Genomic DNA, 15,074 nt, shown 5'->3' on the forward strand with positions numbered 1-15,074 from the left:
TACCTGCTATTTCACGGATTTGCTACACGGATCATGCACTCTTGGACGACCGACACGGCGAGGTCTCCGGAGGCGGTGAACATCTGCCCCTGGGCGAGGCCGCGGGCGTTGCCCGACCACGGCGACTCCTGGGCGTAGAGCACCCAGTCGTCGACCTTGAGCGGCCGGTGGAACCACATGGCGTGGTCGAGGGACGCACCGGTGAGGTTGGAGGCGCCCCAGGCGAGACCGTGGGTGAGCAGCACCGTGTCGACCAGCGTGTAGTCGGAGGCGTAGGCGGCCAGCACGACGTGCAGGAGCGGGTCGTCCGGCAGGTCGGCGTCGTACCGGAACCACACCTGCGTCTCGGAGCCGCGCAGGGAGGGGTCGCGGTAGGCCTCCCAGGTGAGCGGCGTGACGTAGCGGGCGTCGACCGGGCGCGGCTTGGCCAGCCAGCTCCGCCACGGCTCGGTGTCGCCGACGAGGTCGAGCATGCGGTCTTGGAACAGCGGCAGCGTCTCGGGGTCGGGCACCGACGGCATGGACGCCGCCTGGTGGCCGATGCCCTCCTCCAGGACGTGGAAGGACGCCGACATGGTGAAGATGGCCTTGCCGTGCTGGATGGCGACGACCCGCCTGGTGGTGAACGAGCGGCCGTCGCGCACCCGCTCGACGTTGAAGACGATCGGGACCGCCGGGTCGCCGGGCCGGATGAAGTAGGCGTGCAGGGAGTGCACGGTGCGGTCGCCCGGCACGGTGCGGCCGGCCGCGACCAGCGCCTGCGCCGCCACCTGCCCGCCGAAGACGCGCTGGATGCGCTCTTCCGGGCTCCTGCCCCGGAAGATGTCCTGCTCGATCTGCTCCAGGTCGAGCAGGTCGAGGACCTCCTTGAGCGCCTCGTTCACGTCACTTCCCCTCCGCGGCAGATGTCCAGGACGGCCTGGCCGTAACGCTCGAGCTTGACGCGCCCGATGCCGGCGATCGAGAGCAGGTCCTCCTCGGTGGTGGGGACCCGCTCGGCCAGTGCCTGGAGCGTAACGTCCGTGAATACGACGTACGTCGGCACCTTGGCCTCTTTCGCCGCATTCGTACGCCAGAGCTTAAGCCGCTCGAGGAGCTCCTGGTCATAGTCGGCGGGACAGGTGGCGCAGCGGCCGAGCTTCTGCTCGGCGGCCACGGTGAGGGTCTTGCCGCAGACGCGGCAGGAGATGGGCACGGCGACGCGGGCCTGCGCGGCGCGGCGCTCACGTGGGCCGGACCGGGCCGGGCCGGGCGCGGCGGAGGCGGCCGTGCCGGTGAGGCCGTCGAGGAAGCGGGACGCGCGCCGCGCCTTGCGGCCGCCCGCCGACCGCGCCAGCGCCCAGGACAGGTGCAGATGGGCCCGGGCGCGGGTGACGCCGACGTAGAGCAGGCGCCGCTCCTCCTCGATCTGCTCGGGGGTCTCGGCGTAGACGATCGGCAGCATGCCGTCGGTGAGGCCGATCAGGAAGACCGCGTCCCACTCGAGGCCCTTGGCGGCGTGCAGGGAGGCGAGCGTCACCCCCTCGATCGGCGGGGCGTGCTGCTCGGTGGCGCGGCGCTCGAGTTCGGCGACGAAGCGGGCGAGGTCGCCGCCCTCGGCCGCCATGTCCTCGGCCAGCTCGGCGAGCGCGTTGAGCGACTCCCACCGCTCGCGGGCGGAGCCGCCGCCGGGGGCCTCGGCCGTGAGCCCGATGCCGCCGAGGATGTCGTGGACGGCCTGCGCGAGCGGCTGCTCGTCGTTGGCCGAGCGGGCGGCGCCCCGGAGCAGCACGACGGCCTGCCGGACCTCGGGCCGCTCGAAGAAGCGCTCGGCGCCGCGCAGGAGATAGGGGACGCCGGCCTCGGTGAACGCCTGCTCGTACAGCTCGGACTGGGCGTTGACCCGGAAGAGCACGGCGATCTCGCGCGTGGGCACGCCCTGGGCGATGAGCTCCTTGACCCGCGCGGCGACCGCCGCGGCCTCGGCGGGCTCGTCGTCGCACTGGGCGAACACCGGCCGCGGCCCGTCGGGCCGCTGCGCGACCAGTTCGAGCCGGTGGGGCGTGCGCGCCTTGGCCAGCAGGCTGTTGGCCAGCCCGACGACCTGCGGCGTGGAGCGGTAGTCGCGCACGAGCTTGACCACCGTGGCGGAGGGGTGCTCGACGGCGAAGTTGGTCAGATAGCGCGGGGTGGCGCCGCTGAAGGAGTAGATGGTCTGGTTAGGGTCGCCGACCACGCAGATGTCGTCGCGGCCGCCCAGCCAGGTGTCGAGCAGGAGCTTCTGCAGCGGGTTGACGTCCTGGTACTCGTCGACCACGAAGTAGCGGTACTGACGGCGGATCTCTGAGGCGACCTCCTCGTGCTCGGTCATCACCGCGGCGGTGAGCTCGAGGATGGTCTCGAAGTCGACCAGGTGGCGCTGGCGCCGGAGCGTCTCGTACGCCTCGTAGAGATGGGCGACCTCCTGGGCGGGGATCGGCGGCGTGCGGCCGGCCTTGGCGGCGAGGGCGGCGTACTCCTCGGGGGTCGCCTGGGTGACCTTGGCCCACTCGATCTCGGCCGCGACGTCGCGCAGCTCGCCGCGGTCGGGGGTGCGCCGCGCCACCCGGCACGCCTCGACCAGCAGGGGCAGCTTGGACTCCACGACCCTCGGCGGCTCGCCGCCGATCACGCGTGGCCAGAAATAGGTGAGCTGGCGCAGCGCGGCGGCGTGGAAGGTGCGCGCCTGGACGCCGGTCGCGCCGAGTGCGCGCAGGCGCTGCTTGAGCTCGCCGGCGGCGCGCGTGGTGAAGGTCACAGCGAGCACGCTCTGTGCGTCGACGACGCCGGAGCGGACGGCGTGGGCGATGCGGTGGGTGATCGCCCTGGTCTTGCCGGTGCCGGCGCCCGCGAGCACGCACACCGGCCCCCGCACCGCCTCGGCCACCTCGCGCTGCTCCGGGTCGAGCCCGGCGAGGGCGTCTTCGCGCTCCAAACTGGGCCTCCTAACGTGCGATGCGGACGGTGTGCTGGCATCATCCTTCCAGCAGCCGGCCGCCCGCGCGGCCTGCATGTGGACAACCTGAAAAGCGCTCCCAGGTTGGTGCCCTACGCTCTCGGCTGTGCGCGTCGGGGGTTCTCGTACGTGCGCGAGTGCGAGGTTTGCTCCACAATGGGAGCCGATGGTTTCGGGGAAGGAAGACGTCCAGTGAGAAGCGCGGTAACGGTGGGATCGCTCGCTCTGGCCACCGTACTCCTCGCACCGGCGGCCGCGTCGCCCGCCGGCGCGACCACCACGCCGACACCCTCCCCCAGCGCCACCCAGGCACCGCCCGGTGAAGACGTGCTGGCCTCGACCATCGTGCGCACCTACGCCTACGGCCGCCAGTCGGCCCGCCAGCGCATGGACGTGTGGTGGGATCCGCACGCCGGCCGCAGGCCGGGCGTGTTCGTCATCCACGGCGGCTGGTGGAACAGCGGCGACAAGAAGTACATGACCGAGGTCACCCGCTCGTACGCCGCGATGGGGTACACCGTCTTCAACATCAACTACCGGCTGTCGCAGGAGGCCGCCTGGCCGGCGCAGCGCACCGACACGCTGGCCGCCATCGCCACCGCCCGCCGGCACGCCGACTTCTTCTCCTTCGACCCCGACCGCTATGTCGTCGTCGGGTTCTCGGCGGGCGGCCACCTCGCCACCGCGGTCGGCACCTACAAGGACGGCCTGCCCGGGCTGCGCGGCGTCGTCGGCATCTCGCCGGTGATCTCCCCGCTCACCGCCTACTCCGACGGCGACGAGGGCGCGGACTTCGACCAGCGCAAGCTCCGCCAGAGCGCCATCGCGCTGGCCGGCGGCTGCCGTCCCACCGGCGCCTGCGCGAGGGTCTGGTCCAGCATGGAGGTGCCCTGGCACGCCAGCGCGCACGACGCCCCCGTCCTCACGGTGCACTCCTCGGACGAGTTCGTGCCCGCCTACCAGAGCGAACTGCTGAAGGAGCAGCTCAACCAGGTGGGCGTGGCGATGAACATCCGCGTCGTGCCGGGGTACTTCCACAGCGCGCCGCTCTACCGCGAGCCCGGCGTCGCCGAGGGGGTCCGCGAGTGGGTCGCCGGCAAACTGGCCGCGCCCGCCGCGCCGAAGCCGGCGAGCGGCTCCAAGTCGGTAGCGTCCGGACACCTGCCTTCGCTGCGCCGGGTCGGCTCGCACTGACGCGGGCGTCGGGTCGGCGCGCACTGACGCGGGCGTCGGATGCCGGGAACACCAGCGGGAGCGCCGGTGTTGCCAGGTGATGCCGACGATGAAGGGATAAATCAGGCTATGGCGCTCAAGGTGTACACCACCAGCTGGTGCGGTCCCTGCAAGAGGCTCAAGGGCCAGCTCATGCGCGAGGGCATCTCCTTCCAGGAGATCGACATCGAGGCCAACCCAGACGCGGCCAAGTTCGTGGAGAGCGTCAACAACGGCAACCAGGTCGTGCCCACGGTGGTGCTCGAAGACGGCACCGCCCTGACCAACCCCTCGGTCATCAAGCTCAAGGGGCTGCTCGCGCGGGCGAAGGCCTGACGCGACCCCCTCGGCGCCCGCCGGCGACGGGCTCGGCCCGCTCGCCGGCGTCCCGTCGCGAGTCCCCCGTCCCGCTGACGGTCGCCCTGTCTCGCTGAGGGGTTGCCGGTCTGATCGGGGTACCCCGTCTGGTTACGGGCCCCCTGCCCCACTGACGGGTTGCCCATCTCATGGCAGGTTGCCCGTTTCGCTGCGGGGCCTCCGTCCCGGTGACGGTTCGCCATGTTCCGCAGCCGGACGGCCCCGTCCGGCGGCCGCGACCCGGGGTTGCCTCCTCGGCTACCAGTCGCCCGGGAGGTAGGAGCCGTACCACGTCTCGATGAGGCGGCGGGCGATGGAGACCCCCGGCGGCAGCCGGATGTCGCCGTTCTCCACGGCCGCGCCCAGCTCGGCGCGCGTGAGCCAGAGCGCCTCGGCGATCTCCTCGGGGTCGCGGGTGATCTCGGTGGTCGTGGCCCTGGCGAAGAATCCGAGCATGAGGCTGCGCGGGAACGGCCACGGCTGGCTGCCCAGATAACGGGGCTCGGCGACGGTGACGCCGACCTCCTCGAACACCTCGCGCGCGACGGCCTGCTCGAGCGACTCGCCGGGCTCGACGAAGCCGGCCAGCACCGAGAAGCGTCCCTCGGGCCACTGCGGGCCGCGGGCCAGCAGGCAGCGGTCGTCGCCGTCGTGGACGAGCATGATGACCGCCGGGTCGACGCGGGGGAAGTGCTGGCTGCCGTCGTTCGGGCAGACCCGCATGTGGCCGCCGTTGATGATGTTCGTGCGGCCGCCGCACCTCGGGCAGTGCTCGTGGGTGGCGTGCCAGGCCTCCAGCGCGACGGCGTTGACCAGCAGGCCGGCGTCGCGGTCACTGAGCGCGGCCCCCGCCTTGCGCAACCCCTCGGTGGCGACGTCGGCCCAGTCGGGCACGTCCTGGATCGCCTCGGCGACCTCGGTGCCCTCGGGCAGCGGCGCGGAGGGGGGAAGCGGCAGCTCGCCCTTCACCGCGACGGCGAAGTAGGCGACGCCGCCGGGGTCGACGCCGAGCAGGTAACGCTCGCCGGGCGGCGCCTGGTGCGGGGACACGAACACCAGGTTCGCCGTGCCGTTGTCGCGGCGGATCAGCGTGTTGCCGTCACTGATGAGCAGGACGCGCGTCGCGGGGTCGGCCCACGCGGTCTTCAACCAGGCCTCGTCGTTGCGGTGCAGGGCGGACCTGTCGACGCCTCCTCGCGCCAGAAGCAGGGGACCGAGCAGCCGCTGGCCCTGCGACATCTCTCCCACGTGCGTCTCCCTCCCAGCAGGTTGTCCATCCTATGCCGCTGAAGATGGCCGACCGAAATGCCCGGCGGGCGGCCACAACACGGACATTCAGCGTGATTAGCATGTCCAGCAGCGAGTGATATCGCGGTGCGGCTAGGATTCACCCGGTCAAGTTAGGTTAGCCTTACCTGATTCCGGGGGTGTCCTGCGTGCGGCTGTACCTCACCGCGCTGAACCCGACCGACTCGGTCACCGATGGATTCCTGCCGGCCGCCCGCGCGCTCGGCTGTGAGGTGACGCTGCTCACCGACCGGCCCGAGCGGTACACCGGGGTGGAGACCCTGCGCACCGACGTGCGCGACGCGCGCGCGGTCATCGACGCGATCGCCCGCCACCGCCGGCCCGACGCGATCTTCTCCGACTCCGACCACATCCAGCCCGAGACCGCGCTGGCCGCCGACTACTTCGGGCTGCCGGCCAAGGACTGGCGCGCCTGCCTGACCGCCAAGAACAAGGCGCTCATGCGGCGCCGGCTCGCCGCCGCGGGAGTGGAGCAGGTGTGGTCCGCGCGGGTCGGACCCGGCGAGCCCGTGCCGGACCCGCCGGCGTACCCGGTCGTGGTCAAGCCGCGCGAGGGGGTCGCCAGCGAGGACGTCGTGCTGGCCGCCGGCGCGGAGGAGCTGGCCGCGGCGGTCGCGGGCATCCGCGCCCGGCGCCCGGGGGCCGCGCTCGTGATCGAGGAGTACCTGGAGGGTCCCCTGCACACCCTGGAGACCCTCGGCGACGGTCACGCGCTCCACGTCCTCGGCGGCTTCCACACCACCCTCGGCCCCCTCCCCCACTTCGTGGAAGAACGCCTCGACTGGGACCCGCGAGCGCTCCCCGGCCGGCCCGTCCCGCACGCCCCTGACGCGGGCCCAGGCCACCGCGTCCCATCCGCCCTTGACGCGCCGCGGGGACGGGCCGTCCCGGACGTCCTTGACGCGGGCTCTCGCCACCGCGTCCCAACCGCCCTTGACCCGCCGCGGGGACGGTCCGTCCCGGACGGCGCCGAGGCGGGGCCGCGCGAGCATGTCGTGCGGGCGCTCGCCGCGATCGGCGCCGGGTTCGGCGCCTGCCACACCGAGTACGTCATCACCGCCCGCGGTCCGCGGATCGTGGAGGTCAACTACCGGCTCATCGGCGACACCTGCGGCTTCCTGCTCGCCGACCTGCTCGGGGTGCCGCTGTTCGAGCACATCCTGCGGGTGCACCTCGGCGAGCCCGCACAGGCCCCGCCGCCGGTCTCCGGTCACGGCGCGGCGCTGAGCCTGGTCGCGGAGCGGGCAGGGGTCGTCAAGGCGGGGCCGGGCGACGTGGCCGAGACCATCGGCGGCGTGCGCCTGCGCCACCGCGCGTTGCGCGCGCCCGGGGACGTCGTGGAACCGACCCACACCAACCGCGACTACCTCGGCATACTCCGCGCTGTCGGGTCCGGCAGGCAGGCCGTCGACCGCGCCATCGAGGCCTTCCGCGCCCGCGCCCCTTGGGTGGTCGAGTGACCCGGGCCACCGCCGAGCGCGAGGAGACCTCCTCCGGCCTTCGTCCCGGCGAGCCCTCCCGTGACCATCGCGCCCCACACGGCCATGGCGACCATGTCGGCCATGTGGGCAATGGAGGCAAGGACGCGCAGCGCGGCCAGGACGAGGCGGGTGCGCCGGATGGCGCGGACGGTCCCGGCCGTGTGCGGGACGCGGGGCCGCGCGGCGGCGGACCGCGCGAGCCGTATCTGGCCGCCCGGGTGCTGGACGCGCTGGTCCGCGAGGACTACGGCGGCCTGGCCTCCCGGATGACCCGCACCAAGGACGGCGTCCAGCTCGTGCTGCCCTCCGGGCGGCGGGTGCGCCTGACACCGGGCCACCTGTACCAGGACTTCAAGGTCGCCCGTGGGCAGTCGCTGACCCTGGCCGAGGTGCTCGACGCGCTGGTCCAGAGCGCCGCCCCCGGGGACGCGGAGGGCGTGGCCGCCTTCGCCGAGGAGTGCCGCGCGGCGCTGCGCGCGTACGAGTTGCACGACCCTCGCCGGGACGAGATCCTGGCCCGCCTTCGCCCCGTCCTGCCGGCCTCCGCCCACGCCGGCGATGAGGCGTCTTTGAGCCGGACGGTCGCCTACGAGACGCTCGCCGCGTTCGCCGACCATCCGGTCTACCCCACCTCGCGCGCCCGCCTCGGCCTCGCCGACGACGAGGTCGCCGCCTACGCCCCCGAGTTCGCGCCGTCCTTCCCGCTGCGCTGGGCGGTCGTGCCGGTCGAGCGGGTGACCAGGCCGGCGGCCATGGGCGCGCTTCCCGCGTGGTGGCCCGCGCACGACGCCGAGCACCTGCGCTTCCCGGTGCACCCGCTGACCGTGGCCGCCGTCCGCGCGATACCCGGTGTACTGCTCCTGGACGAGCCGTACCTGGCGGTGCGTCCCACGCTGTCGATGCGCACCGTGGAGGTGGACCCGCGCACGCACCTCAAGCTGCCCCTGACGACGAGCACGCTTGGCGCGCGCAACCGGCGGTCCATCAAACCGGGCACGCTGGAGGACGGCGCGCGGGCGGAGCTGCTGCTGCGGGAGATCCTGCGCCGCGAGGACGGCCTGGACGTGCTGGTCGCCGACGAGCAGACCTACGCGCACGCGGGGCACGACCACCTCGGCTGGATGCTGCGCAGGCTGCCCCCCGGCGAGATCGTCCCGGTCGCCGCCCTGACCGCGCCGTTCCCCGGCGGCGGCCGGGTGATCGACCAGTTGGCCGCCCGTTACCGGGGCGGCGAGGTGGCCGCGTTGCTGGCCGACTACCTGCGCGTGCTGTTCACCTGGAATGTCCGCTTGTTCGTCACCTATGGCGTCGCGCTGGAGGCGCACCAGCAGAACCTCGCCCTGGTCTTCGACGAGGACGCGGGCCCCGGCGCGGCGATGCGGTTGCTCGTCAAGGACGACGACGGGTTGCTCGCCTCCCCGGAACGGCTGCTCGCGGCGGGGCTGGAGGTCCCCGCGTTCGCCGACCCGCGCATGCTCAACGGCGACCCGCACGCGCTCGCGGACGTGTTCGTCACGATCACTCTGCATCTGGCCGCCGCCGCGGTGGCGTTCGGCGCGGGCCATGGCGAGCTGGTCGCGCCGGCGCTGGAGAGCGCGCTGGCCGAGTACGGCGGCGACCCGGTGGCGCGGCTGCTGCGCGCCCGCACGCTGGACGCCGCCCGCCTGGTCGGCAAGTCCATGGTCAGCGCCGGAACCCTGGTGGCCCGGTCGCGCATCGTCTCGGCCGACATCAACAAGCACTACGGCGCCAGCGGGCCGAACTACCTGCGCCACCACCTCCGGAGAGAGGCCGACCATTGAACGGCGTCGTATGCGACTCCGCCCACTACGGGGAGGGGACAGGCAACGCGGGCGAGGCGGAGGGCGCCGGGAACGCAAACCACGCGGAAGGCGCAGGGAAGGCCGAGGGTGCCGAGCCGGCGTGGCGGCGCGTCGCGGAGCGGGCGACGCTGGCGGCGCTGCTGCGGTGCTGCGTGCGGGAGGTCGCCGGACCGCGCGGACAGGTCTGGGCCGCCGCGCCGTACCTGCTGCTGCGTCTGGCGGGCACCCTCATCCGCGTGCCGGCCTCCGGAGGGATCGCACTCCGCTTCGACGGCGACGCCGAACGGCTGTGGCACGGCGCCTGGCGCCCGCTGTCGGCCGACCACCTCGTCCGCCTGGTCGAGGCCGAACTCGGCGAGATCCCTCCGGTCGACGCCGAACAGGACGAGCTCCGCGCCGTCGATGCCGAACCCGAGGAGACCCGCCCGGTCGAGGGGGAACCAGGCAAGGCCCGTCCACGTGAGAATGAGCCGGGCGAGGTACAGCCGGTCGAGACCGAACCTACGGAGATCCGCCCGGTCGAGGGCGAACCGGGCGATGCCCGTCCGGGTGAGGCCGAGCGGGGCGAGGTCCAACCAGTCGAGAGGGAGTCGGGCGCGGCTTCGGGAAACGGTGGGGCGGGCGACTTCGGGGCCGGTCGGGGGGAGGGCTCCGTCGCGGCTCGGCCCGTGCTCCGGCGTAACGAGGAGTTCGCCGGGCAGGTCGCCGCGAGTCGTGCGGCCATCGCGGTCATGCTGCGCGAGCGGGCAGGCGCGAAGCCTCCCCAGGATCCGTGGCTGGCCTCGGAGCAGGCGCTGGTGCTCGGGCACCCGTTCCACCCCTCCCCCAAGTCCAGAGGCGGCGCGGGGTGGGTCCGGTACGCGCCGGAGTCGCACGCCGCGTTCCCGCTGCGGCTGCTGGGCGTGCGGGACGACGTGCTGGCGACCGGCGGCGACTCCGGGGCCCTCGACGGGCTCGGCGAGGCGCCGCCCGGGTACACGCTGCTCCCCGCCCACCCGTGGCAGCTCGAGCTGCTCGCCGCCGAGCTGGCCGCCCCGTTCGCGGACGGGCGGCTGGTGGACCTCGGGGACGCCGCGCTGCCCGCGGTCCCGACCTCCTCGGTGCGCACGGTGTACGAGCCGGCGATCGGCAAGTGCCTGAAGTTCGGCCTCGACGTGCGCATCACCAACTGCGTGCGCAAGAACGCCTGGTACGAGCTGGCCTCGGCGGCCGAGGTGAGCGCCCGGCTCGCGCCGGTGTTCGCCGACCTGGCGCGGCGCCTGCCCGGCACCCGCTGGCTGCCCGAACCGGGGTACCGCTCGGCGCGGCTCGGGACGCGCCTGCTGGAGGGGCTGGGCGTCATCGTCCGGTCCAGCCCGTGGGAGGTCGCCGGTCCCGGGGTCACTCCGATCCTCGCCGGGACCCTGGCAGCCCTGGGCGCCGTCCCGGACGGCGAGGCGCCGGAGCCGGCGGCGGTGGTGACCGCGCTGCGGCGCGAGCCGGTGCGGTGGTGGGGCGCGTACGTGGATCACGTGGCGCTGCCGGTGCTGGACGCCTATTTCGGGCACGGCGTGGTGCTGGAGCCCCACCTGCAGAACGTCCTGGTCGGCATCGACGCCGACGGCATGCCGATTGAAGCGATATTTCGTGACATGGAGGGCACCAAGCTGGTCGAAGGCCGCCACGACCTGTCCGGGCTTCCGGATCCGGTCACCAGGGCCGCCACCTACGACGCCGCGCGCGGCTGGAACCGCGTGGTCTACTGCATCATGGTGAACCACCTCCCCGAGATCGCCGCCACCGTCGCGGGAACGGCCGCGCCGCACGCCCGCGACGACCTGCTCCACGAGCTGTGGGCGGACGCCCGGGGGCGCGTCGCCCGCCACGCCGGCCGCGGCCGGCTCCCGCTCCCCCTGCGCGACCTGCTGGCCGGAGCCCCGCTACCCGCCAAGGCCAACCTGACCACCCGGTGGGCCCGCTCGGCCGACCGCGACGCGGGATACGTCCCCGTGGCCAACCCGTTCGCGGGGGTGCCGGCGTGAACATCCCCGACCGGGTGCGCGAACGCGCCGAACGCCTCGCCGACGCCCTGCCCGCCTATGTGTACGACCTGGCCGCGCTCGACCGGCACGCCGCCGCCGTCCGGGCGGCCCTGCGGGACGTCGAGCTGTACTACGCCGTCAAGGCCAACCCCGACCCCGCCCTGCTGCGCACCCTGGCCCCGTACGCCGACGGCTTCGAGGTGTCCTCCGGCGGCGAGGTCGCGCACGTCCGCTCAGTGCTGCCGCAGGCCCGCCTCGCGTTCGGCGGCCCGGGCAAGACCGACGCCGAGCTGGCCCTGGACGTCCACCGCCTGCACGTCGAGAGCCCCGGCGAGCTTCGCCGGCTCATCGAGACCGGAGCCCCGGCCGACGCGCTGCTGCGGGTGAACCTGGCCGTGCCGGTCCAGGGCGCCGCACTGGCCATGGGCGGCGGCGCGACGCCGTTCGGCATGGACCCCGGCGGGGTGCGGGAGTGCCTTTCGCTGCTGCGCCGGCAGAACAGGGTGCGGCCGCGCGGCCTGCACGCCCACCTGGCCAGCGGCCTGCGCGCGCCCGACCTGCTCGACCTGGCCAAGGCGGTCCTGGGCTTCGCCCGCGACCTGTCCGGCGAAGGGCATATCCCGACAAGCCGGGACCTCGGCCAGGACGCGCCGGCCGTGGAGGTCAACCTCGGCGGCGGCATGGCCGTGTCGTACCACGACCCGTCCGAGCTGTTCGACTGGGAGACCTACGGACGGGGGCTCGCGGAGCTGCGCGAGCCTGGCGAGCTGTTGCGCGTCGAGCCCGGCCGGGCGCTGACGGCGTACTGCGGCTGGTACCTCACCAGGGTGATCGACGTGAAGCGGGTCCACGGCGAGGTCTTCGCCGTGGTCACCGGCGGCACCCACCACCTGCGCACCCCCGCGGCCAAGGGCCACGACCAGCCGCTGGCCGTGCTGCCGACCGGCCGCCCCGGCACGGGCGCGACCGCCGAGCCGGTCACCGTGGTCGGCCAGCTCTGCACCCCCAAGGACGTCTTCGCCCGCCAGATGCCCATGACGGTCAACGTCGGGGACATCGTGGCCTTCGGCCTGGCCGGCGCCTACGCCTGGACCATCTCCCACCACGACTTCCTCATGCACCCCAAGCCCGGCTTCCACTACCTCACCTGAGCCGGAGGAGAATTCCCCGAGGGGGACGTCGAGAGGGCGGGGACGGCTCCGACTCCCTGGTGAGAGGCCGGAATCGGCGGGGACGACGATCCTTGGGGGAACGACGGTGGACGCGGTGAGGACGAACACGCTCAAGGCGCCCGGGGCGACGCTGTACTACGAGGTGCGGGGCGAGGGGCCGGTGCTGCTGCTGATCTGCGGCGGGGTGTACGACGCGGCCGGGTACGCGGGCCTGGCGGGCCGGCTCGCCGAGCGCTACACCGTGGTCACCTACGACCGGCGCGGCAACGGGCGCAGCCCGCTCGACGGGGCGCCGGAACACCAGAGCGTCGAGGTGCACGGCGACGACGCCGGCCGCGTGCTGACGGCGGTGGGCGTCACGGCGGAACGGCCCGCTCACGTCTTCGGCAACAGCTCCGGCGCCGAGATCGGGCTGGAGCTCGCCACCCGCCATCCCGAGCTGGTGCGCACCCTGGTCGCCCACGAGCCGCCCGTCTTCGACCTGCTGCCCGACCGCGACCACTGGCGTGCCGTCGTCGACCAGGTCGAGAAGGTCTTCACCGAGGAGGGCGTCGAGGCCGCGGGTCAGGCGCTCTCCGCCGCGATGGGCATGGGCGGCGGCGAGCCGTCCGAGGAGGACAGGGCGGACGGGGCGGACGGGGCCCAGAGGGTGGACGGAGGCGGAGCGGACGGGGCGGAAGGCGCGTCCGGAGGCCAGGCCGCTGGTGAGGGGGACGCCGCGGCGGCGCACGGCCCTGAAGGGGGGATGGACGCCGGGATGGCCGAGATGATGGAGCGCATGGGGAGGAACTTCGCGTTCTTCATCGGCTACGAGGTGCCGGGGTTCTCCCGTTACGCGGTCGACGTCGCCGCGCTGCGCGCGTCGGGGGTGCGGGTGGTGCCGGCCGTGGGCGAGGCGTCGCAGGGTGAGCCGCCGTACCGGGCCACCATCGCGCTGGCCGAACTCCTCGGCGCCGAGCCGGTCGCGTTCCCCGGCGACCACGGGGGCTTCGGTTCCCAGCACGTGGCCTTCGCCACCCGGCTGGACCAGGTGCTGTCGGCGTCCTGACCCACCACCCAGCTGGACCAGGTGATGTCGGCGTCCTGACCCACCGCCCGCTTCCCACACCCGTGGACAGGGTTTCCTTGATCGCGAACGGACCCGCGACCCGCGGCCGGGGCCTGCAGACCTGCCCCGCGCGACGGACGCCGTGCCGCGCGTGCCGCGCCACGGGAACGGGGCGGGGGCGCCGGGCGGGATGCCCGGGCGCGGGCGATACGGTCGAGGGCATGTCGCGATCATCGGACGCAGAGGTGTCCCCGGAGCCGGTCTCTCCTTCCGCCTCGTCCTCGCCGGCCGTCACGGCGGACGATCTCGACCGGACCGTCCTGATGGCCGTGGAGACCCTGCGGCGGGTGCCGGAGGACGCCTGGCACCAGAGGGCCGGCTCGCTGGAGTGGGACCGCTGGGAGACCATCCAGCATCTGAGCGACGACTTCTTCTCCTACGCCATCCGGCAGGGCCCTAGGACGCCGTTCGTGGACCGGCACCTGCCGCTCGTCTGGGAGAGCCGCAGGCCCGGCGGCCCAGCCAGCGCCTTCCGCTCCGACCCCGAGGCGGGGCCGGACGGGCTGTTGCGGATGCTGGAGGCGACCGGGGCGCTGCTCGCCGCCATCGTGCGCACCAAGCCGCCGCACACCCGGACGTACCACGTGTACGGGGCGTCCGACCCCGAGGGGTTCGCCGCGATGGGCGTCGTGGAGGCGCTGGTCCACGTGCACGACGTCATCGACGGGCTCGGGCTCGCGTGGGAACCGCCCGCCGACCTGTGCGTTCGCGTCCTCGCCCGCCTGTTCCCCGACGCTCCGGACGACACCGAGCCCTGGCCCACCCTGCTGTGGGCGACCGGCCGCGGCGAGCTTCCCGGACGTCCGCGTCCGGCCACCTGGCGCTGGTACGGCGCCCCTCGCGCGTGACTCTTCCACCCTCGCCTTGTTAGCGGATTTTCCTATTTCTGTGACTTGCCGGGAAATCGGCGATTAGGCCTAGCTATTTCGCCCTCCCTTCACGGCGTTCCCGCAATTGCCGCAGCCTCGGCGCCTTCTCGCAATTCCGGTCGATCGGCTCTCCAGCGGAAAGCGGCGAACGTTTGTTGCGAACATTCCCTTCCACGGGGTAAGGATCGAACGCCAAGTGGGGATGGGCACCAGGGGGATTCGCCGGAGAGAGGGCGGGGCTATGTCCGAGAAAGCACATAACTCCGAAATAGACGATGAAAGCGGATGCGGGACACCGCGGAGAACAGCGGATTCGGCACCGGTCAAGGCTCCTGTCACCGATCGAGATCGGGCCGATGACGATGAGCGCCGATGACACCGTTTCCGAGAAGCGCGCGGCCGACGACGCCGGCCTGCTCACGGTTTTGCGCCGCCACCTGCTCGCCGAAGGCGTCCGCTGCCGCGTCTTCATGAGGATGCGCCTTGCCATCGGCACCGAGGCGATCCCGGCGCAGCGCGCCTGCCGTCCGCCCGAGCTGACCGTCTACGGGCCGGACGGGAAGACACGGGCGAAGGTCACGGTGCGCACGAGACTGTGGGGCACCGCGTTCCTGGTCAGCCCGGCCGGAGACGCCCCGGAGTTCCAGTTCCCCATCGGCCAGATCTGCGAGACCCTGCGCTGGCTCTCGCTGCTGGCCAACGACGAGCTCTCGCTCGACGCCCCGGTCGGCTCCGGCCCCGAGTGACAA

The 15,074-nt window shown here is 73.3% G+C and carries 12 protein-coding genes; 9 read left to right on the top strand and 3 right to left on the bottom strand.

The window, feature by feature from the left end:
• Positions 1-11: 11 nt before the first annotated feature.
• Positions 12-884: an acyl-CoA thioesterase II gene (locus tag ABZU32_RS30385; protein ID WP_354840552.1), complete on the bottom strand. Its 873-nt coding sequence runs from the start codon at positions 882-884 to the stop codon at positions 12-14.
• Positions 881-2,953, bottom strand: a complete 2,073-nt coding sequence (locus ABZU32_RS30390) for an ATP-dependent DNA helicase UvrD2 (RefSeq protein ID WP_354840549.1) — start codon at positions 2,951-2,953, stop codon at positions 881-883. Before ABZU32_RS30390 ends, ABZU32_RS30385 begins: the two co-directional genes overlap by 4 nt.
• A gap of 213 nt (positions 2,954-3,166) precedes the next feature.
• Here ABZU32_RS30390 and ABZU32_RS30395 point away from each other — a divergent pair, with 213 nt between their 5' ends.
• Together ABZU32_RS30395 and ABZU32_RS30400 are read left to right on the top strand one after the other, a co-directional pair.
• Positions 3,167-4,168, top strand: coding sequence for an alpha/beta hydrolase (locus ABZU32_RS30395; protein ID WP_354840546.1), 1,002 nt, complete (start codon positions 3,167-3,169; stop codon positions 4,166-4,168).
• Positions 4,169-4,276: 108 nt separating this feature from the next.
• Positions 4,277-4,522: a mycoredoxin gene (locus ABZU32_RS30400; protein ID WP_354840544.1), complete on the top strand. Its 246-nt coding sequence runs from the start codon at positions 4,277-4,279 to the stop codon at positions 4,520-4,522.
• 279 nt (positions 4,523-4,801) lie between these two features.
• On the opposite strand, the gene nudC is transcribed toward ABZU32_RS30400, so the two are convergent.
• On the bottom strand, positions 4,802-5,782 hold the full coding sequence (gene nudC / locus ABZU32_RS30405; protein ID WP_354927476.1) for an NAD(+) diphosphatase: 981 nt from the start codon (positions 5,780-5,782) through the stop codon (positions 4,802-4,804).
• 197 nt (positions 5,783-5,979) lie between these two features.
• On the opposite strand from nudC, the gene ABZU32_RS30410 reads away from it, so the two are divergent.
• The 7 genes from ABZU32_RS30410 to ABZU32_RS30440 all read left to right on the top strand — a co-directional run bounded on the left by ABZU32_RS30410 (position 5,980) and on the right by ABZU32_RS30440 (position 15,071).
• Complete coding sequence (locus ABZU32_RS30410; protein ID WP_354927404.1) at positions 5,980-7,311, top strand: siderophore biosynthesis protein; 1,332 nt, start codon at positions 5,980-5,982, stop codon at positions 7,309-7,311.
• The gene (locus tag ABZU32_RS30415) at positions 7,308-9,134 is read left to right on the top strand and encodes an IucA/IucC family protein (protein ID WP_354927406.1); all 1,827 of its coding nucleotides are present in this window, start codon (positions 7,308-7,310) and stop codon (positions 9,132-9,134) included. The genes ABZU32_RS30410 and ABZU32_RS30415 overlap by 4 nt, the downstream gene beginning before the upstream one ends.
• Positions 9,131-11,176 (top strand): IucA/IucC family protein, encoded by a 2,046-nt coding sequence (locus tag ABZU32_RS30420; RefSeq protein WP_354927408.1) that lies wholly within the window; start codon positions 9,131-9,133, stop codon positions 11,174-11,176. Before ABZU32_RS30415 ends, ABZU32_RS30420 begins: the two co-directional genes overlap by 4 nt.
• Entirely contained in the window at positions 11,173-12,327 is a 1,155-nt protein-coding gene (locus ABZU32_RS30425; protein WP_354927410.1) for an alanine racemase, read from the top strand. Before ABZU32_RS30420 ends, ABZU32_RS30425 begins: the two co-directional genes overlap by 4 nt.
• Positions 12,328-12,442: 115 nt before the next feature.
• The gene (locus ABZU32_RS30430) at positions 12,443-13,396 is read left to right on the top strand and encodes an alpha/beta fold hydrolase (protein WP_354927412.1); all 954 of its coding nucleotides are present in this window, start codon (positions 12,443-12,445) and stop codon (positions 13,394-13,396) included.
• 221 nt (positions 13,397-13,617) lie between these two features.
• Positions 13,618-14,304: a hypothetical protein gene (locus ABZU32_RS30435; protein ID WP_354927414.1), complete on the top strand. Its 687-nt coding sequence runs from the start codon at positions 13,618-13,620 to the stop codon at positions 14,302-14,304.
• Positions 14,305-14,681: 377 nt separating this feature from the next.
• Positions 14,682-15,071, top strand: a complete 390-nt coding sequence (locus tag ABZU32_RS30440) for a hypothetical protein (RefSeq protein WP_354840525.1) — start codon at positions 14,682-14,684, stop codon at positions 15,069-15,071.
• Positions 15,072-15,074 lie beyond the last annotated feature (3 nt).

This window comes from Sphaerisporangium sp. NPDC005288, assembly GCF_040607475.1.
GTDB classification, from domain to species: Bacteria; Actinomycetota; Actinomycetes; order Streptosporangiales; family Streptosporangiaceae; genus Sphaerisporangium; species Sphaerisporangium rhizosphaerae.

Excerpts from the sequence above, each read along its gene's own strand:
- ABZU32_RS30435 (WP_354927414.1), top strand. The coding sequence starts at position 13,618 with ATGTCGCGATCATCGGACGCAGAGGTGTCCCCGGAGCCGGTCTCTCCT.
- ABZU32_RS30400 (WP_354840544.1), top strand. The coding sequence starts at position 4,277 with ATGGCGCTCAAGGTGTACACCACCAGCTGGTGCGGTCCCTGCAAGAGG.
- nudC (WP_354927476.1), bottom strand. The coding sequence starts at position 5,782 with ATGTCGCAGGGCCAGCGGCTGCTCGGTCCCCTGCTTCTGGCGCGAGGA.
- ABZU32_RS30440 (WP_354840525.1), top strand. The coding sequence starts at position 14,682 with ATGACGATGAGCGCCGATGACACCGTTTCCGAGAAGCGCGCGGCCGAC.